The sequence below is a fragment of the Acinetobacter sp. YH12254 genome (assembly GCF_013417415.1).
Classification (GTDB): Bacteria; Pseudomonadota; Gammaproteobacteria; order Pseudomonadales; family Moraxellaceae; genus Acinetobacter; species Acinetobacter pseudolwoffii.
The window spans coordinates 203,581-221,196 of record NZ_VPEB01000005.1 but is presented as its reverse complement, the minus strand read 5'-3'; the positions used below and the strand labels follow the sequence as shown (position 1 = coordinate 221,196).

Below are 17,616 nucleotides of genomic sequence, written 5' to 3'. Positions count from 1 at the left end.
GCTTATCAACGTAATATTTCGTTTTGGATTTCAACAGTGACCCAGAGACTCGATCAAATTAATTCTTCTATCGCCAGCAACAATACGACAACACCAGAAAATATCCGCTCAGATTTACTTATCTCGGCATTTGAACAAAGCGAAATTCACAACACCCTTGAGCATACCCGCTTAAAATCCACCCAACTGACGCACATTCCAAACCTAGAAAAAATTCCGGCGTCGACCAAACGGATCAAGCCCCTGAATAATTTCTTGGGGCAAGACCGCGCACGGGCTTCGGTAGAGGCCGGGATTGCCTTACCTTATTCAGGCTATAATATTTTTGCCGTGGGTACGGCTGGCCTGGGCAAACGCACTATGGTGAAGCGCCTGCTGCAACAGCATGCCAAAACCATGGAAACACCCAATGATTGGGTTTATGTCAACAACTTTCAAAACCAGCGCCAGCCAATAGCTTTGGAGCTGCCTGCCGGTCAGGGTCCAAAATTTCAGGCCATGCTAAATCAAAGCTGGCAAACCATTCTGAAACAGCTCGAACGCCGTTTTACTGCGGAAACCTATCACAACCGCATTGAAATGATTCGCCAGGAAACTGGCGATGAACAGCAACAGGCGCTGATCGAACTCACCAAAGAAGGTGCAGAACTCGATCTGAAACTGATCTCGCGACACGATGAACACTGTTTTGTTCCCGTACATCTGATTGATGACAAATTACAGGAAATGACTCAGGAAGATCTGAATGCGCTGAACAATCAGGATCGGGCCGAATTGGCGACCAATATGCGCTATATGGACAAAAAACTGGAGCGTCTGGGTTTGCATCTGGGTGATCTGGAAGATGATGCACGCGACCGAGTTCAGATTCTGAATCGTGATATTGCCAAACAGGTGGTGGTGCCACGTGTAGAACAGATTTTATCCAAGTTCAAACATGTGCAAGGCTTGGAACATTATCTAAAATATTATGCCGAAGATATTATCAATAATGTCGAAATCGTGCTGGAACAGGAAGAGGATGATTTCACCCCGGCACTATTCAGCCGCGTACCGGCACGTTATCAGGCCAACGTGATTATTACCCACAAGCCGAATAGCGGTGCGCCAGTCATCTTTGAAGATTTTCCAACACATTACAATTTACTTGGTCATGTGGAACAGCTAACCCAAAATGGCACGATCACCACGGACTTCACCCTGATTCGTCCCGGAACGTTGCATAAAGCCAATGGCGGCTTTCTGATGCTGGAAGCGGAACAATTGCTGGAACAGCCTTATGCATGGCAAGGCTTGAAGCGTGCGCTTAAATCCGGGCATTTAAAACTGTCTTCGCTTGAGCATATGATCACGCTGACCGGCAGTATTTCAATTGAACCGGCATCGATTCCATTGAACATTAAAGTGATCTTGCTGGCCGAGCCTGAAATTTATTATGAAATTTTAGAGCTTGAACCGGAGCTGGGCAGCATCTTTAAAATCCGTGCTGATTTTACCGATACATTACAACGTAATGACGACAACGAGCAGGCCTATATGCAGCTGATTGCCGACTATGTGCAATCGGATAAATTATTGCCTTTTGACCGTTCTGCTTTGGCTGCACTGCTCACAGATTCCAGCCGTCAGGCCGAAGACCAAAGCTCACTATCATTACATGCCCTGACCTTGGGTGACCTGATTCGTGAAGCGCATCATCATGCCTTTCAGGCCGGTGACAAGATGGTCTCGGAAAAACATATCAATACCGCACTCGATCATCGCAAATATCGCTTAGGCTATTTACGTGAGTTGTACTGGCAGGATCTGACCCGTGGTACACAGCTAATCGAAACCCGTGGCCATCGTCTGGGACAGATTAATGCTTTGTCGGTAATTCATTATGCCGATGTCGAATTTGGCCTTCCTTCACGCCTGACTGCTTCGGTGTATCAAGGGGGTGGTGACATTCTCGACATTGAGCGCAGTGTGGAACTCGGTGGCTCCTTGCATGCCAAAGGCGTGTTATTGATGTCGTCTTTCCTGAAAGCACATTTTGGTCGTGAACAGACCCTGCACTTCTCTGCTGCGCTGGCCTTTGAACAAAGCTATGGTCAGGTCGATGGTGACAGTGCCACAGTCGCAGAACTGTCTGCCCTGCTCTCTGCGATTAGCCAGTTACCGATTGATCAATCCTGGGCCATTACCGGCTCTATGAACCAGTTGGGACAAGTACAGCCAGTGGGCGGTGTCAATGCCAAAATTGAAGGTTTCTTTGATGCCTGCAAGCTGCAAGGTCTGACCGGCAAACAAGGCGTGATTATTCCACGTCAGAATATGCAGCATCTGATGCTGCGTAAAGATGTCACCATTGCTGTCGAAGAAGGTCAGTTCCATATTCATGCGATTGATACCATTGATCAGGCGCTGGAAATCCTGATGGCGCGTCCGGTCGGCACCTTGGATAAAAAAGGTCGCTATAGCAAAAATTCAATCTATGCCGCGGTGATGGCACAGCTGGATTACTGGCAAGCGATTGAAGATGGTGGTGAGCTGGTCGAATTACCGAAGAAAAAGAAAAAAAAGAAGAAGAAAAAAGACAAGAAGCAAATTGTTGAGCCACACACTGAACTTGAAGCAGGTCATGCAATAGCTCAAAAGCCAAATGCAGCAACAGAAGATTAATCCGGTCGTTGCTCTATCTTTAAAATAGCAATAAAAAAGCGCTTCTCAATGAAGCGCTTTTTTAACATCTGGCTTGATTTAAATCTTAATTTAATTAAGCATCAGCCGCCGGGCTGTACTGTTCAACCAAAGGCTTTAATTCGCCTTTTTGGAACATGTCGAGCATGATATCGCTCCCACCGATCAATTCACCATTGATCCAAAGCTGTGGAAATGTCGGCCAGTTGGCGATTTGTGGTAACATCGCACGAATGTCCTGATTTTCCAGAATGTTTACATAAGCAAACGGACGACCAATCTGACTGAGTGCTTCTACTGCACGTGCAGAAAAACCACATTGTGGAAATTGCGGTGTGCCTTTCATATAAAGAAGTACTGCATGTTTAGCAATTTGGTCACGAATTAACGCTTCGGTATCGCGTGCTTGTTCAGTCATTGATAAATCCTCAACTCATCTGTCTGGCATTATACCCAAATCCAGACAAAACAGTATGTCTAAAGCAATAATTCCAATTTTATTTACAATTACCCTTTAAATCTGAGCGGGTTTTTGCTTATATAAGTTTTTCTTTCCACCTAACAGTTAAGAGTTAGTCATGAATAATATTACCCTCGCACCGGTACAAACTGATCAACCTTCTCACTTGATGCCTGTATTTGGCCGTCAACCGATCAGCTTTGTCCGAGGACGAGGTGCATATCTTTATACCGAAGATGGTACAGAGTATTTAGATGCATTAACCGGAATTGCAGTATGTGGTCTGGGTCATGCGCATCCAGTCATTGCCGAAGCAATTGCTGATCAGGCTGCGACCTTGATTCATACCAGCAACCTGTTTGAAGTGCCTTGGCAAACTGCGGCAGCACAAAAACTGGCCGAAGTCGCGGGTATGGAAGAAGTATTCTTCTCCAACAGTGGCGCAGAATCAAATGAAGGTGCAATCAAAATTGCACGTAAATTCGGTCATATGCAAGGCATTGCTTCACCCAAAATTATTGTGGCGGATCGTTCTTTCCATGGCCGTACCATGGCCACCCTTTCTGCAACAGGCAATAAAAAAGTTCAGGAAGGCTTTGGCCCGCTGGTCGAAGGTTTTATTCGTGTACCTTTTGGTGATCTCGAAGCGATTGAAGAGGCAGCGCTTCATCATCCGGATATCGTAGCCATTTTAGTTGAGCCCATTCAGGGTGAAGGTGGTGTAAATACCGCACCTCAAGGTTTCAGCTATCTTGAAGAGATTCGTCAAATCTGTAACCAGCACAACTGGTTGATGATGCTAGACGAAGTGCAAACCGGGAATGGCCGTACGGGCAAATATTTTGCTTATCAGCACACCAGCATTATTCCTGATGTACTGACCACAGCCAAAGGCTTGGGTAATGGTTTCCCGATTGGCGCCGTCATGACTCAAGGTCGTGGTGTAGGTGTATTAACTGCCGGTAATCATGGTTCGACTTATAGTGGTACAGCTTTGGGTTCACGTGTGGTCTACACCATTCTCGATATTATGCAAAAAGAAAATATCGTCGCCAATGCTGCGGAAAAAGGCGCTTATATCGTGGATCAGCTACGCAACAAACTGGCCGATCAAAATGTGAGCGTGCGTGGTTTCGGTCTGATGATCGGAATTGAATTACCGAAAGAATGTACTGAGCTGGTCGCAATTGCACGTGATGAATACAAAACCATCATCAATGTGACTGCCGGTAATGTGGTTCGCCTGTTGCCTACCCTGAACATTACTCAGGAACAGGCTGATCAGCTGATTGAGCGTTTAGTGAAAATGATCAACGCTTTTTTGGCCTAAACCCTGCGCTTAAAAACAAAAAAGCCGCTTGAAAGCGGCTTTTTTATATTCTGTATCTTATGATGCGGCTTGTAAAATACGCCCACCAGAAATCTGGTCAAAATATTGTTTCAATGTATCTAGGCAACGAAGAATTTTTGTCGGTTGTTGCTCACGTTTCGGCATGACTGCATATAGTGTAATCGGTGGAAGTCGCCATTCAGGCAAAACTTCAACCAAAGTGCCATTCAGTAAGTCTTTTTTCGCATCGAGATATAAAATCTTGGCAATCCCATTGCCCTGCAAGCACATCGATTTTGCCACCAGACCATTATTGGTACTGAAACGGGATTTCAATTCAAAATCGGCTTTTTCTGCAGTATTGACATTTTGAAACTGGAAATACTGATGATTTTTGATATGGGTCAAAGGCAGCACATCATGATTTTTAAGATCATCAGGACGTGAAATAATGGTGCTCTGATTAATATAACTCGGTGTCGCCACCAGAATTTGCTCAATCTGCATCAATGGCACCACCTGAAGATTGTGCTCATCATTTTTCTGTTCAAATCTTAAGGCGATATCGATACGCCCATCGAACAAATCAACCTCATGATTATTGGTTTCCAGATGTACTGCCAGGCCACGATGTGCGGACATCCAGTGAGAAAGTGCAGGAATCACATGATTCGCGCACAATTCTGGCAAAGCGACAATGCGCAGTTCACCCACAAGATCATCGCGTAATTCATTGATTCGGACTTTACCGCGCTCTGCAGCAGATAGCATTTCCTGGCAACTGTAGAAAAAAGCTTGTCCCGCTTCCGTCAAACTTAACTTTCTCGTTGAACGATTTAAAAGTACCACTTCCATATCATGTTCTAATGAGCGAATTTGTTGACTCACGGCGCTGGTCGTAATCCCTAATTCACGGGCAGCACCGCTAAACGAGTTTTTTTCTACAACACAAGCAAAAACACCCATTGCTCGAAGTTGATCTAACATAAATTTCCCTCTAAACTTATGAGATGCCTCATCATTTGATAAAAGCAACTTATTGTATTATACGGCGAAATTCACGTTTTGCATTATTTATTTAATTGTTTGGTAAAACTGTAGTTGGATTAATCGGTTTGCCGTCTAAGCGCACCTGAAATTCAAGCATGGTTCGCGTTGTACCAGTTGAACCCATTTCTGCAATTTTTTGCCCCGCTTTTACATTCTGTCCGCTTTTTACATCCAGTTTGCTGTTATGGGCATAAGCCGTAATATAGCCATTAATATGCTTCACCAACACCAGATTGCCATATTCTTTCAGGCCATCTGCAGCATAAACAACCTGCCCGTCTGCTGCTGCAAACACCGGATCACCGACATTGCCACTATAGCGTGTGCCTTTGATATTAGATGCCAGATTATACTGCTGCAAAACTGGGCCATTAGACGGTTTTACCCAACCTAAACCCGCGGCAGTAGAGACGGGTGTCATTGGCGCCGGCGTGCTCACACGCGGTGTAGTCTGCACGGTGGTCGCTGGTGTAACTGGTGCCGGTGTTGGTACTGCAATCGTTTGACGCTGGATAGGGGCTGCCTGAGTCACTGCCTGCGTGCTGGTACTGCGACGTACGGTATTATTTTTCAGGCGGATCGACTGTCCCACATAAATCCGGTAAGGTGCAGCAATATCATTCATCTCGGCAACACTGATATAGTTCAGTCCATAACGTGCTGCGATCCCACTCAATGTATCTCCTGAACGTACCGTATAGAAATCAGGAGCTGTCGCATAACGCGTCGCATTATTTACTTGAGGTTTGGTTGCACAACCGGTGATTACTCCTGTAGAAATAACAACGGTTGATAAAACTAGGGTTTTAATCAGGGCTGCAGGCGAAGCAACAACACATTTCGGTAACACCAAGAACATTATCTTCCTCTCTAAGATCTATACGGTTGCAAAATCCCGTTAAGATTAGCAAAGTTTTACTGCAATATACTTGCAATCGCGAGTTTTTCACAAAGTTATAACACTGAGAACGCATTTTCTGCCAATTGTGTTTGAAGATTCCGCAAAACCTCATAGTTGGTGGCATCCATCTGAATCGGAGTAATGCTGACATAGCCATTGGCCACAGCAAAGAAGTCCGAGTCAATCTCGCTCAACCCTTGCTTGGGTTCTGCTACTGCTTCTCCAGACAGTCCAATCCAGTACACCTGACGACCACGTGGGTCAACATGACTGGTGATGGGCTTCGACTGACGGCGGCGGCCTTGATAAGTCACTTTTTCACCCTGTAATTCAGCCATATCCGGAATATTGATATTAAAAATATGACGCTCAGGAAGAACCGGCAAACCGCGTGCAATAAAATCATGTACCCAGTTGGCAGCCAGCTGATAATCCTGAGGGTGTTGATAGCTGCGTACATTCGGCCCACTCAATGACACCGCAATAGCAGGATGTTTACTTAAGCGACCTTCAAAGGCTGCCCCGACTGTACCGGAATACAAGACATCATCCCCCAGATTGGCACCACTATTAATACCGCTGACCACCAGATCAAATTCAAAGTCAAACAGGCCGTTCATAGCCAGATAAACACAATCTGCCGGAGTACCATTGACAGCCCAGACATCGGGAGAAGTCTGAATCGGGCGTAAAGGTCGGTCCAGAGTCAAAGCACTGGAGTAACCACTGCGCTCACTTTCTGGCGCTACAATAACAATCCTCCCCAAAGGTTTTAGAGCCTGTGCCAATGCTTGAATACCCGGTGCAAACACACCATCATCATTTGAAACTAAAATATTCACTGAAAAATCTCGTCGCGCTAAAAAATGACTGGTTAGGACATTTAATTGTATTAGTGCTGGAATTATATATATTTACTGCTCGATATCCATCTTTAAAATATGTGGCTCAAGATGATTAAAAAATTCTCTTTATTTAGTGCTTTCGCTTTAAGCCTGGCAGTATCTGTTTCTCCTTCAGTTATGGCGAGCGAGCTGACTGTTGACGAAAACAATACCATTGTGAAAGAAGACATCGCATCGGCACAAGTCATGGCTGAGGTTTGCCCGGCTATGATTGGCCAAAATGCAAAATTAGACAGCATTATTCAGACTCTCATCCAGTCTTATCTTGCAGACTACTCAGATAAAGGCATGAGCTATCAAAAACTACAGGCAGATAGCGAATATAAATCTTTACTGGAAGAAGCCCGTCAGGGTGCCAAACAAACCAGTACTGACGAACAAAAAACCGTATGCGAAGAGATTCTGGATTACCAGGGCTAAGCTAGATAAATCTTCAAATAAGACGGTGTAAACATCGTCTTATTTTCTCTTACAGATTTCTTCATAATTCTACAGCTTCGCTACATTTTCCCACTTTTCAATTTCAAAAATAAGTTTAAGCTAGGCAAATTATTGTTCTAAATCTATTTTTTGAGTTTTTTAATGAAATATCCATTACTTCAAGCCATGACACTTTGTGCAGCTTCTGCCGCGACTCTTTTAGGCACCTCTGCATTTGCAGCCAATGAAAATATCAATGTCACACCAACCCAGCAAGTGACCAAGCAGGAACTGGCTGCGATTTATGTTCTTTCAGAAATCTGCCCGAGCATGGTTAAAGACAAGTCACAGTTCAATCAGGGCTATACCAAGCTGGTGACTGAATATATGCCAGGTCAGCGCAATCCGGTTGCAAGCTTAAACCAGATGGTTCAACAGAACGATTTCCGCAGTATTCTGACTGAAGCACAATCTGATGCCAAGAAAGCTGGCAAGAAAAAAAATCAGGTGATTTGTAATGAATTAACCACCTATAACAATTAACCTGCTTTTCTGCCGATTACTTACAATACTTTTGAAATAAGACCGGGTTTCCCATAGAAGTCCGCCTAGCTTTATCCTAAAATGCTAGGCTCTTCGTGCTTACATCAAGATATAGGAACCCACTAGAAATGACCCAAAAAACTGCCCTTGCTGCATTATTATTAGTTCCTAGTTTTAGCTTTGCAGCAACTGTCCTATCTGCACCACCAGAATTGAATAATAAATCCTACGTGCTAATGGACTATGAGACAGGGCAACTTCTCGCTTCAAAAAATGAAAATGAAAAATTAGCCCCTGCTTCAATGACCAAGATGATGACCAGCTACATCATCGAACAAAAACTATTGAGCGGTGAACTCACTGAAGATGAACAGGTTCGCATGAATGAGTCAGCATGGTGTCGCGGTAGTAGCGCGGAATCATGTATGTATGTGCCTTTAAATGGTACGGCCACTGCACTTGAAATGCTGCGCGGAATTATTATTCAATCGGGTAATGATGCATCTAAGGCCATGGCTGAACATATTGCAGGGAACGAGGGTACCTTTGCACATATGATGAATCAGGAAGCCAAACGTATTGGCATGACCAATACCAGCTTTATCAATTCAACCGGTATGCCTGCTGAAGGTCATTATTCGACTGCCAAAGATATGGCAACGCTGGCACAGCACATCATTAAAGACAGTTCCAAGTATTATCCGATTTATGCTGAAAAAGAATTTACCTTTAATGGCATCAAGCAAGGTAACCGTAATGCCCTGCTGTATACCGACCCAAGTGTAGATGGCTTAAAAACAGGTCATACCAATGAAGCAGGGTATTGCTTGACCACGTCGTCTAAACGTGGCCCTACTCGCTTGATTTCAGTTATTTTTGGTGCACCTACCATGCAGGAACGTGCAACGCAGACACGTGAATTGCTGGCTTGGGGTTATGCGAACTTCGAAACCAAAAATGTTCAACCAGCTAAACAGGTACTTGCTAAAGCCAAAGTCTGGTTTGGTAAGGAAGATGAAGTTCAAATCGGACTTGCTGAAAACTTTAATGTGACCATGCCTAAAGGTCAGGCCAATGCGATTAAAACCCAGCTGGTGGTTCAACCGAAACTGACTGCACCATTACAACCGGGGCAAGTTGTCGGTAAATATGTTGCGACTCTGGATGGTAAAGTCATTTCAGAAAAACCTCTTGTGGCTTTGAATGCAGTGGAAGAAGCGGGTTTCTTCGCGCGTATGCTCGACCATATCAAACAGTTCTTTAGCAACTTGTTCTAAGTCTAAATAGACCATTTCAGTCTTGGACTAAGACCAAAGCACTCATTCAGATGGGTGCTTTTTATTTTATACTATGCACATGATCCTTCATCATTTATCGGACAGATCGTTATGAGCCAAAATATTCGTTCTTATTTAGATATGACCCCACAGATTGATGCTTCCTGTTATGTCGATCCGATGGGAATTGTGGTCGGCGATGTGGTTTTGGCTGAAAATGTTTCGGTATGGCCTTTTGCCGTAATTCGGGGTGATGTGAATCATATTCGGATTGGTAAAAACTCAAATGTACAAGATCACTCGATGTTGCATGTCAGCCATAAGAAAGCCGATAAGCCTGAAGGTTCGCCTTTAATTATTGGTGAAGATGTCACCATTGGCCATCATGTCAAACTACATGGTTGTACCATTGGCAATCGTGTTTTGGTCGGTATTGGTACGATTATTCTGGATGATGTGATTGTTGAAGATGATGTAATGATTGGCGCGGGTTCGCTTGTTCCACCCAATAAGGTTCTAGAAAGCGGTTATTTGTATGTAGGTAGCCCGGTAAAGAAAGTACGTCCACTCACGGATAAAGAAAAAGAATTTTTACCGTATTCGGCACAAAATTATGTGAAGGTTTCGGGGAATTACAAATAAAATATAAAGTCAGATACAGAGTTTCTGTTTAAGCCGATGCTTTTATTCAATGTATCGACTTAAACAGAACAGAATTGATCAAATAGTCTGTTTAAAACTTTCTAAATGGATCAATATTTTTATTCTTGTACTCAAGAAAAGTAAGGGCTGCTGCTATAAAAAATAAACAAGCCACTCCCAAGAAAAAATTATCATGAACACTAACCCCCAAACCTACAAGCCCAACACCTATAAGTATAAGTAAACAAATTAAAAAGCGATAGAAATTTAACAGCATAAAAGTCTCGAATGAATATATTCAAAGCCGCTTATTAGGTAGCCACAAATCCCAATGTAAATCAGGAGAAAACAAATTACCTCAACATCACAAAAATTATACAATAAATATTAATTAATTAATATTTTTTATTAAAATCTCCGAAAAATAAGTATAATTTAAAAAAAATGTGTCCTAGTCGTTGTTTTTGTTTTTATATTATACTCAATAATATATTATTAAGTTTACATTCATAACGCTTAAAAAATATTCTATAATTTCATGGATTTGTTTTATGTTGAATTGTCTGAAATTATGCTTGATCAAAACAATCATTAGATACCCTAAAACAATAAAGATGTTAAGCTTTTCCTGTTTTTTACTTAAATCCGTTAAGAGCAACCTCTTTACATCTCTTGATCTTATGCGTTGATGTAGTGATTTTGAGCTAGATATTGCCCTGAAAACAGGCTTTTTATTGATAAATTTTTGCTTTAAATTCTCTGCTTTATAGTACACTTTTCAAGCTCATTCACTTTTTGATAAAAGAAAATCAAAACCTATCAATAGGACTTTTTCACATAGCAGGATTTGATTAAGCTTAAAACCTCCAATCCCGATGATTTAAACAATCAAAGAAATCCCCGCCCCTCATAGCCACACACCGCAAAATTTTATACAATAGTGCATCATTTTCCATGGTGCTGCTTTATGACCGCTTGGACTGCTCACGTCACTGTCGCGACCGTCATTGAAAAAGACGGAAAATTCCTGTTTGTAGAAGAACATACAGAAGGTGTGACACACACAGTATTTAATCAGCCAGCAGGTCATGTAGAATGCGGTGAAAGCATTGTCGAGGCTGCAATTCGCGAAACCATGGAAGAAACCGGACATACGGTTGAAGTAACCCATCTATTAGGGATGTATACCTACACCCCGCCGATGTTCCCGGATCGTACTTATTTCCGCTTCTGCTTTTTAGCCAAATCGATTGACTACGACCCAAATGCCACTTTAGATACAGACATTGTCGGTGCAGTCTGGATGAGCTTAGATGAACTGCAAGAGTCGGCTCGTGCGCGCAGCCCCTTGGTGATTAAAGCCATTCAAGATGCCCTGTCAGGTCAAAAATATCCTTTATCGCTCATTTACGAGCACCAAAACTCTCCCTTAATTTCAAATTTGGATGCCTAATCCTATGCAACAACGTGTCATCGTCGGAATGTCAGGTGGTGTAGATTCATCTGTTTCTGCTGCGCTTTTACTTCAACAAGGTTATCAGGTTGAAGGCCTTTTCATGAAAAACTGGGAAGAAGATGACGGCACAGAATATTGCACGGCGATGGATGACCTTGCCGATGCTCAGGCCGTCTGCGACAAAATCGGGATTAAACTGCATACCGCAAACTTTGCCATGGAATATTGGGATCGTGTATTCGAGCATTTTTTAGCAGAATATGCGGCTGGCCGTACCCCAAACCCAGACATTTTATGTAATAAAGAAATTAAATTCCGCGCTTTTCTAGATCATGCGGTGAACTTGGGTGCAGACTTTATTGCCACAGGTCATTACTGTCGTCGCGGTGCAACCATGACCAATTCACGCGGTGAAGAATACGCACCACTCTTACGTGGTGTTGATCAGAATAAGGATCAAACCTATTTCCTGCATGCCGTACATGGTCGTGAAATTAACAAGACATTATTCCCTGTCGGTGAAATTGAAAAGCCGCAAGTCCGCAAAATCGCTGAAGAATTAGATCTTGCTACGGCGAAGAAAAAAGACTCGACCGGGATCTGCTTTATTGGTGAGCGCCGATTTAATGACTTCTTGAAGCAATATTTACCGGCACAACCCGGAAAAATCGTGCTGGAAGACGGTAAAGAGGTTGGTGATCATCACGGCTTAATGTACTATACGCTCGGTCAACGCGGCGGCATCGGTATTGGCGGAATGAAAGGCGTCGCGGAAGGTGCCTGGTTCGTATTACATAAAGATATCGAAGGCAATCGTCTGGTGGTGGGTCAAGGCCATGAGCACCCACTGATGCAAAGCACCATGCTTTGGAGTGAAGCAATTGACTGGGTGGCCGGCGAGCAGGATATTCCTGAAACAGGTTTCCGTTGCACGGCCAAAACCCGTTACCGTCAGACTGATCAAGCCTGTACGGTGTACCAAGATTCAGAATCACCCAATGGTGTACGTGTGGAGTTTGATGAACCACAACGTGCAGTGACCCCAGGTCAAAGTGTGGTGTTTTATTCAGGTGAAGTTTGTTTAGGCGGTGGTGTGATTCATCATACCAATGCACCTAAACCTGATTTTATAAAAGGATGAATTCGGCATGACGGAGTTACCATTTCAACCAGCCACAACGTTGAATACTCGTCAAAATCGCGCTTTGGCGTTAGCGGGTGTGTTTCAGGCCACCCAGCTGACCCATATGACCGCATTGAGTGGTCAGCAAAGTATTGGTGAAAACGGTAACTTTTATTTTGAACAGTTGATTAAAGCCAGTCTCAATATTCGTCCCGGCAATAACGAAAATGCCCAGACCCTAGACTTTTTTAATCAACTGGCCGATATTTCCTTAGGCTTAAAAACATTAGAAAGCAGCATTATTCAACCCTTCAATACTTCACCAAAATCCAGAATTCCAAAACTTTCCAGCACCAAACTTCCAATGAGCTATGCCATGGCACTTCTTCAATTAGAAAAGAAGGTCTATAGCAATCCCAAATTTGTTGAAATTATTGAACAGTCCCAACAGAAAATTCTCAGACAGCTTTCCTTCTTCGATAACAATTACCTGCACCCCAGCATCATTGCCAATCTGGCTCAAACCTATGTCGATACTGCGGGATCAATCAATCCGCGCATCATGGTTCGTGGCAATGCCGAAGCCTTTAAAGATGCCGGACATACCAACCGCATCCGTGCTTCCCTCTTTACCGGTTTGCAAATGGCGCACCTGTGGCGTCAGCTTGGTGGCAGCTCCTGGGGCATGGTATTTGGCAAACGCAAGTTGCTAAAAGATATTCAGAATCTGGCGCGTTTACAGTTTCAGGTGGTTTAACTGATACTGCACGTGTTTCGTTTTACGTTTAATTCCAAAATCTAAGGAATCGATATGAACGCTTTAACTGCACTTTCTCCACTAGATGGACGTTACGCGAGCAAATGTGATGCTCTACGTCCCTTTCTTTCTGAGTTTGGTTTAATCCATGCTCGTGTGACTGTTGAAGTGCGTTGGTTACAGGCGCTTGCGAACCACCCGGAAATTACTGAAGTTCCGGCGTTTTCAGGCGAAACTAATGCAGCGCTTGATGCGATTGTAAGCAATTTCTCTGAAGATGATGCCAATCGCATCAAAGAGATCGAACGCACCACCAACCACGACGTTAAAGCGGTTGAATATTTCCTGAAAGAAAAAATTGCCAATATCGATGAATTGAAAAATGCCGGTGAATTCATTCACTTTGCATGTACTTCTGAAGATATTAACAACCTGTCACATGCCTTGATGCTGAAAAGCGGTCGTGATGTACTGGTTGCATCTATGCAGCAAATCATTGATTCAGTTGTTGCACTTTCTGAAAAGCATGCTGACCAGCCAATGTTGTCTCGTACGCATGGTCAAACTGCAAGCCCAACGACGTTGGGTAAAGAAATGGCGAACGTGGCTTACCGCCTTGCACGTCAAATCAAACAGTTCAAAAATGTTGAACTTCTAGGCAAAATCAATGGTGCAGTAGGTAACTACAATGCGCACTATTCTGCTTACCCAGACATCAACTGGCCGGCACATTCACAAGCATTTGTAGAATCTTTGGGTCTAGATTTCAACCCGTACACCACGCAAATCGAGCCACATGACTACATGGCTGAACTGTTTGATGCCCTGCGTCGTTTCAACACTATTCTGATCGATTTTAACCGTGATGTTTGGGGTTATATCTCGCTTGGTTTCTTCAAGCAAAAGCTAAAAGATGGCGAAGTCGGTTCTTCAACCATGCCGCATAAAGTAAACCCGATTGACTTCGAAAACTCTGAAGGTAACTTGGGTCTTGCCAATGCTGTACTTGCACACCTTGGGGAAAAACTGCCAATTTCTCGCTGGCAGCGTGACCTGACTGACTCTACTGTGCTGCGTAACATGGGTGTTGGTTTTGCACAAAGTTTAATTGCTTTCGAAGCATGTGCTAAAGGGATCGGCAAACTTGAACTCAATGCTGCACGTATCAATGAAGACCTGGACAATGCGCAAGAAGTATTGGCTGAACCAATTCAAACAGTAATGCGTCGTTACAACGTTGAAAAACCATACGAAAAATTAAAAGCCCTGACTCGTGGTCAGGCCATGACTCGCGACATGATGGTTGATTTCGTAAACGGTAACGAGTTAGAAGCGGTTCCAGCTGCTGATCGTGCACGTTTAGCTGAAATGACACCTGCATCTTATACAGGTAATGCTGCTGAACAGGCCAAACAAGTGGCTGAGTTGATTGCTAAAATCTAATTTAAAATAAGACCAAAAGGCGAAGCTCAGGCTTCGCCTTTTTATTTATAATGTATTTTATTCTAAAAACGATATTTCATCATAACGACATGATTGAGCAGCGACTTTCCGCCAAGCATTATGTAAGCCTGGGTATTTTAATTCTGGCGATTCTGCTTGCCAGTATTCGTCCTTTAGAAATGGAAGCTTATCTCTTGCATCAGGCCGGCACGGTTTTCATGATCAGCATGCTGCTGGTCTGTCTGTATAAAATTGGGCTGAATTTTTTAAGTTTTAATTTATATATCCTTTTCCTGTTTGTTCATGTGATTGCTGCACACTATCTGTATTCCTATGTGCCTTATAACCAGTGGATTGAGCAGATTTTTGGCTTTCATCTGAATGAAGTCATGCATTGGTCACGCAATATGTTTGACCGTTTTGTTCATCTGGCCTACGGATTACTCCTTTACCCCATTTTCTATCGCCTGTTTCACGTCTGGTTGCCGCAGCAAAAACCTGTGGTCATTTTCCTGCTGGTGATTCAGTTTGTGGTGGCCAGTAGCATGATCTATGAATGGCTGGAATGGTTGATCGCGATTGGCTTATCTCCCGAAGAAGCGGAGAACTATAATGGACAGCAAGGTGATAGCTGGGATGCGCATAAAGACATCTTGCTTGCCACATTAGGCGCGATATTTACGGGTAGTCTCATGCTCTTACAAAAAAGCCCACCGAAATGAGCTTTTAAAATCAAAATTTTATTGAATTAAGGTTTGTGATCAACTATTTCATTACATTCATATTTTTCACTTATGAAAGTGGGCAATATTGCATCCAGTCATCTTTCATTTTTTGCAATTCATTACCCGTCAACATTTCGCTGTAATAAATAAAATAGCTTGCATCAGGATATTGAATTTCATGTCTATACATCATCCCACGTAGAGAAATAGAAAATTCTTCTGGGAAATCATCCAAGTTCAATTCTTCAAACTCGTAATTAAAATAACAGTTTTGTGTTGCAAGATATGCTTCAGCTATAGCCATGTTTCTGCTCTAACAATAAAATATGCTTTATTTTATCCGATTAGCTGTAGGGATGTTTTGCATTTCAGTCGGTTCAATCCATTGAACAAACTTAGATTCTGACAAATGTGGATATTTGAACTTATCTAAATATTCAAAGCAGACCTTTTGAGCTTTCGGCATTTTCTCTAGATGCTGATCGAAGAGTAAATGGCGACTATATTGAGCACCATCAAAGCGAATAATCACACCTTCAAACTCCTTACCACCTCGAGTTTTATGCACCTGATAAGACTGCACCACACCACATGCCTTCGATGGAATAACAGGCGGATCATCTGGCTTTAACACAGCATATAGAATAAAGAGACATGTGCCCGGAATAAAACCCAGCCAAAATAAAATTTTTTTTCGATCTTCATTTTGTAACTTTGCTTCAGCGTACAATGCACATGCTATCGGACAGATCGCAATAGTCAGAAAACCTAAAACAAGAATAAGGGTGAGCATGCCAGTAAAAGACGCATTGAATTAGATCTTTTATAGCATACTAACAATAACTTAAGGCATAAAAAAGCTCACCGGAGTGAGCTTTAATACATATTCAATTTTAACTGAATTAGAGTTTAGGATCGCGCATTTGTACCAGATTTGCATTGGCTTTGCTTAAGCCTTCCATGACCTTATTCATTACGGTTGGAATCAATGAATCCGCAATTTGCGCTGCCTGTAAACCCAGCTTTTCACCCAAGGTTGGTTTCTTGCGGGTCTGGATCGAATAAACATCATGTTGCGTCAGCAAGTGCAGTAAATATTCATCTGAAGTTTGCAGTTTATCTACCAGATTTAAATCCAGTGCATCACGACCATACCAATGCTCACCGGTTGCCACTTTTTCCACATTCAGCTGCGGACGGTATTTTTCTACAAAATGTTTGAACAAGGCATGCGTTTGCTGTAACTCTTCTTCAAACTTGGCCTTCCCTTCTTCGGTGTTTTCACCAAACATGGTCACGGTACGTTTGTACTGACCTGCGGTATAGAGTTCAAAGTCGATTTTATTGTCTTTCAGCAGACGGTTAAAGTTAGGCACTTGAGCCACCACCCCAATCGAACCGACAATCGCAAATGGTGCAGACACAACTTCATTTGCGATACACGCCATCATATAACCGCCACTGGCCGCTACTTTATCGACACAGATGGTCAAGTGAAAACCGGCATCACGTAAACGTACCAGTTGAGCAGCGGCCAGACCATAGCCATGCACCATACCACCCGGGCTTTCTAAACGCACCACAACACGGTCACGGCCCGCTTTAGCCGTGGATAAAATCAGGGTAATTTCTTCACGTAAACTTTCGACCGCAGAAGCGGCCATATCGCCTTTAAAGTCCAAGACATAGATTTTTTGATTGGTTTTCTTGCGTGCACGTGCTTCTTTTGACAGCTGTTGTGACAACTGCAAAAGCTCCAGTTTAGAGCCAGTCGTTTGCGCTATTTTTTTTCGTTGTTCATTGATACGCGCATTTAAATGACTGACACGGATTTCAGCGGGCAGTTTCGGACTATGAAATAACATAAAAAATCTATTCTCTATTTAATTCGGCTTATATCCT

At 43.1% G+C, this 17,616-nt stretch carries 18 protein-coding genes; 11 read left to right on the top strand and 7 right to left on the bottom strand.

The features are described 5' to 3' along the window. The first annotated feature begins 36 nt into the window (after positions 1–36). Entirely contained in the window at positions 37–2,664 is a 2,628-nt protein-coding gene (locus FTV29_RS05520; RefSeq protein ID WP_005096488.1) for a Lon protease family protein, read from the top strand. A 94-nt stretch (positions 2,665–2,758) separates the two neighbouring features. Here the strand turns inward: FTV29_RS05520 and grxD are convergent, their stop codons facing one another. Continuing rightward, the gene (grxD, locus tag FTV29_RS05515; RefSeq protein WP_004279738.1) at positions 2,759–3,100 is read right to left on the bottom strand and encodes a Grx4 family monothiol glutaredoxin; all 342 of its coding nucleotides are present in this window, start codon (positions 3,098–3,100) and stop codon (positions 2,759–2,761) included. Positions 3,101–3,260: 160 nt separating this feature from the next. Here grxD and FTV29_RS05510 point away from each other — a divergent pair, with 160 nt between their 5' ends. After that, on the top strand, positions 3,261–4,472 hold the full coding sequence (locus tag FTV29_RS05510) for an aspartate aminotransferase family protein (RefSeq protein ID WP_005171669.1): 1,212 nt from the start codon (positions 3,261–3,263) through the stop codon (positions 4,470–4,472). Positions 4,473–4,529: 57 nt separating this feature from the next. Here FTV29_RS05510 and FTV29_RS05505 read toward each other — a convergent pair whose 3' ends face one another. The 3 genes from FTV29_RS05505 to surE all read right to left on the bottom strand — a co-directional run bounded on the left by FTV29_RS05505 (position 4,530) and on the right by surE (position 7,265). Continuing rightward, positions 4,530–5,459, bottom strand: a complete 930-nt coding sequence (locus tag FTV29_RS05505; RefSeq protein WP_005096486.1) for a LysR family transcriptional regulator — start codon at positions 5,457–5,459, stop codon at positions 4,530–4,532. Between the two features lie 91 nt (positions 5,460–5,550). Further along, the gene (locus FTV29_RS05500) at positions 5,551–6,381 is read right to left on the bottom strand and encodes a peptidoglycan DD-metalloendopeptidase family protein (RefSeq protein WP_005096485.1); all 831 of its coding nucleotides are present in this window, start codon (positions 6,379–6,381) and stop codon (positions 5,551–5,553) included. A 95-nt stretch (positions 6,382–6,476) separates the two neighbouring features. After that, entirely contained in the window at positions 6,477–7,265 is a 789-nt protein-coding gene (gene surE, locus FTV29_RS05495) for a 5'/3'-nucleotidase SurE (RefSeq protein ID WP_100329817.1), read from the bottom strand. 111 nt (positions 7,266–7,376) lie between these two features. Between surE and FTV29_RS05490 the strand changes: the two genes are divergently transcribed. The 9 genes from FTV29_RS05490 to FTV29_RS05450 all read left to right on the top strand — a co-directional run bounded on the left by FTV29_RS05490 (position 7,377) and on the right by FTV29_RS05450 (position 15,711). Then, on the top strand, positions 7,377–7,748 hold the full coding sequence (locus FTV29_RS05490; protein ID WP_005096482.1) for an MCR_0457 family protein: 372 nt from the start codon (positions 7,377–7,379) through the stop codon (positions 7,746–7,748). A 162-nt stretch (positions 7,749–7,910) separates the two neighbouring features. Continuing rightward, the gene (locus tag FTV29_RS05485; RefSeq protein ID WP_180075212.1) at positions 7,911–8,291 is read left to right on the top strand and encodes an MCR_0457 family protein; all 381 of its coding nucleotides are present in this window, start codon (positions 7,911–7,913) and stop codon (positions 8,289–8,291) included. Between the two features lie 128 nt (positions 8,292–8,419). Beyond that, positions 8,420–9,568: a D-alanyl-D-alanine carboxypeptidase PBP5/6 gene (gene dacC / locus FTV29_RS05480; protein ID WP_005096478.1), complete on the top strand. Its 1,149-nt coding sequence runs from the start codon at positions 8,420–8,422 to the stop codon at positions 9,566–9,568. 111 nt (positions 9,569–9,679) lie between these two features. Then, positions 9,680–10,210: a gamma carbonic anhydrase family protein gene (locus FTV29_RS05475; RefSeq protein WP_180072117.1), complete on the top strand. Its 531-nt coding sequence runs from the start codon at positions 9,680–9,682 to the stop codon at positions 10,208–10,210. 967 nt (positions 10,211–11,177) lie between these two features. Then, complete coding sequence (locus FTV29_RS05470; RefSeq protein WP_074382996.1) at positions 11,178–11,663, top strand: NUDIX hydrolase; 486 nt, start codon at positions 11,178–11,180, stop codon at positions 11,661–11,663. A gap of 4 nt (positions 11,664–11,667) precedes the next feature. Next, entirely contained in the window at positions 11,668–12,807 is a 1,140-nt protein-coding gene (mnmA, locus tag FTV29_RS05465) for a tRNA 2-thiouridine(34) synthase MnmA (RefSeq protein WP_005096469.1), read from the top strand. A 7-nt stretch (positions 12,808–12,814) separates the two neighbouring features. Continuing rightward, on the top strand, positions 12,815–13,546 hold the full coding sequence (gene hflD / locus FTV29_RS05460) for a high frequency lysogenization protein HflD (protein WP_005096468.1): 732 nt from the start codon (positions 12,815–12,817) through the stop codon (positions 13,544–13,546). Between the two features lie 54 nt (positions 13,547–13,600). Then, positions 13,601–14,989 (top strand): adenylosuccinate lyase, encoded by a 1,389-nt coding sequence (gene purB, locus FTV29_RS05455; protein ID WP_004730090.1) that lies wholly within the window; start codon positions 13,601–13,603, stop codon positions 14,987–14,989. Between the two features lie 89 nt (positions 14,990–15,078). Then, the gene (locus tag FTV29_RS05450; protein ID WP_180075211.1) at positions 15,079–15,711 is read left to right on the top strand and encodes a DUF2238 domain-containing protein; all 633 of its coding nucleotides are present in this window, start codon (positions 15,079–15,081) and stop codon (positions 15,709–15,711) included. A 70-nt stretch (positions 15,712–15,781) separates the two neighbouring features. Here FTV29_RS05450 and FTV29_RS05445 read toward each other — a convergent pair whose 3' ends face one another. The 3 genes from FTV29_RS05445 to sohB form a co-directional block, all read right to left on the bottom strand. Then, complete coding sequence (locus FTV29_RS05445; protein ID WP_005096465.1) at positions 15,782–16,018, bottom strand: hypothetical protein; 237 nt, start codon at positions 16,016–16,018, stop codon at positions 15,782–15,784. 27 nt (positions 16,019–16,045) lie between these two features. Continuing rightward, entirely contained in the window at positions 16,046–16,507 is a 462-nt protein-coding gene (locus tag FTV29_RS05440) for a hypothetical protein (RefSeq protein WP_180075210.1), read from the bottom strand. Positions 16,508–16,616: 109 nt separating this feature from the next. Beyond that, the gene (gene sohB / locus FTV29_RS05435; protein WP_100328738.1) at positions 16,617–17,579 is read right to left on the bottom strand and encodes a protease SohB; all 963 of its coding nucleotides are present in this window, start codon (positions 17,577–17,579) and stop codon (positions 16,617–16,619) included. Between the last annotated feature and the right edge of the window lie 37 nt (positions 17,580–17,616).

Bases quoted from the DNA above. Each gene is read 5' to 3' on its own strand.
- dacC (WP_005096478.1), top strand. From the start codon at position 8,420: ATGACCCAAAAAACTGCCCTTGCTGCATTATTATTAGTTCCTAGTTTT.
- hflD (WP_005096468.1), top strand. From the start codon at position 12,815: ATGACGGAGTTACCATTTCAACCAGCCACAACGTTGAATACTCGTCAA.
- FTV29_RS05440 (WP_180075210.1), bottom strand. From the start codon at position 16,507: ATGCTCACCCTTATTCTTGTTTTAGGTTTTCTGACTATTGCGATCTGT.
- FTV29_RS05500 (WP_005096485.1), bottom strand. From the start codon at position 6,381: ATGTTCTTGGTGTTACCGAAATGTGTTGTTGCTTCGCCTGCAGCCCTG.
- FTV29_RS05510 (WP_005171669.1), top strand. From the start codon at position 3,261: ATGAATAATATTACCCTCGCACCGGTACAAACTGATCAACCTTCTCAC.
- FTV29_RS05470 (WP_074382996.1), top strand. From the start codon at position 11,178: ATGACCGCTTGGACTGCTCACGTCACTGTCGCGACCGTCATTGAAAAA.
- grxD (WP_004279738.1), bottom strand. From the start codon at position 3,100: ATGACTGAACAAGCACGCGATACCGAAGCGTTAATTCGTGACCAAATT.
- FTV29_RS05475 (WP_180072117.1), top strand. From the start codon at position 9,680: ATGAGCCAAAATATTCGTTCTTATTTAGATATGACCCCACAGATTGAT.
- mnmA (WP_005096469.1), top strand. From the start codon at position 11,668: ATGCAACAACGTGTCATCGTCGGAATGTCAGGTGGTGTAGATTCATCT.
- FTV29_RS05450 (WP_180075211.1), top strand. From the start codon at position 15,079: ATGATTGAGCAGCGACTTTCCGCCAAGCATTATGTAAGCCTGGGTATT.
- FTV29_RS05490 (WP_005096482.1), top strand. From the start codon at position 7,377: ATGATTAAAAAATTCTCTTTATTTAGTGCTTTCGCTTTAAGCCTGGCA.
- FTV29_RS05505 (WP_005096486.1), bottom strand. From the start codon at position 5,459: ATGTTAGATCAACTTCGAGCAATGGGTGTTTTTGCTTGTGTTGTAGAA.
- FTV29_RS05485 (WP_180075212.1), top strand. From the start codon at position 7,911: ATGAAATATCCATTACTTCAAGCCATGACACTTTGTGCAGCTTCTGCC.
- sohB (WP_100328738.1), bottom strand. From the start codon at position 17,579: ATGTTATTTCATAGTCCGAAACTGCCCGCTGAAATCCGTGTCAGTCAT.
- FTV29_RS05445 (WP_005096465.1), bottom strand. From the start codon at position 16,018: ATGGCTATAGCTGAAGCATATCTTGCAACACAAAACTGTTATTTTAAT.
- purB (WP_004730090.1), top strand. From the start codon at position 13,601: ATGAACGCTTTAACTGCACTTTCTCCACTAGATGGACGTTACGCGAGC.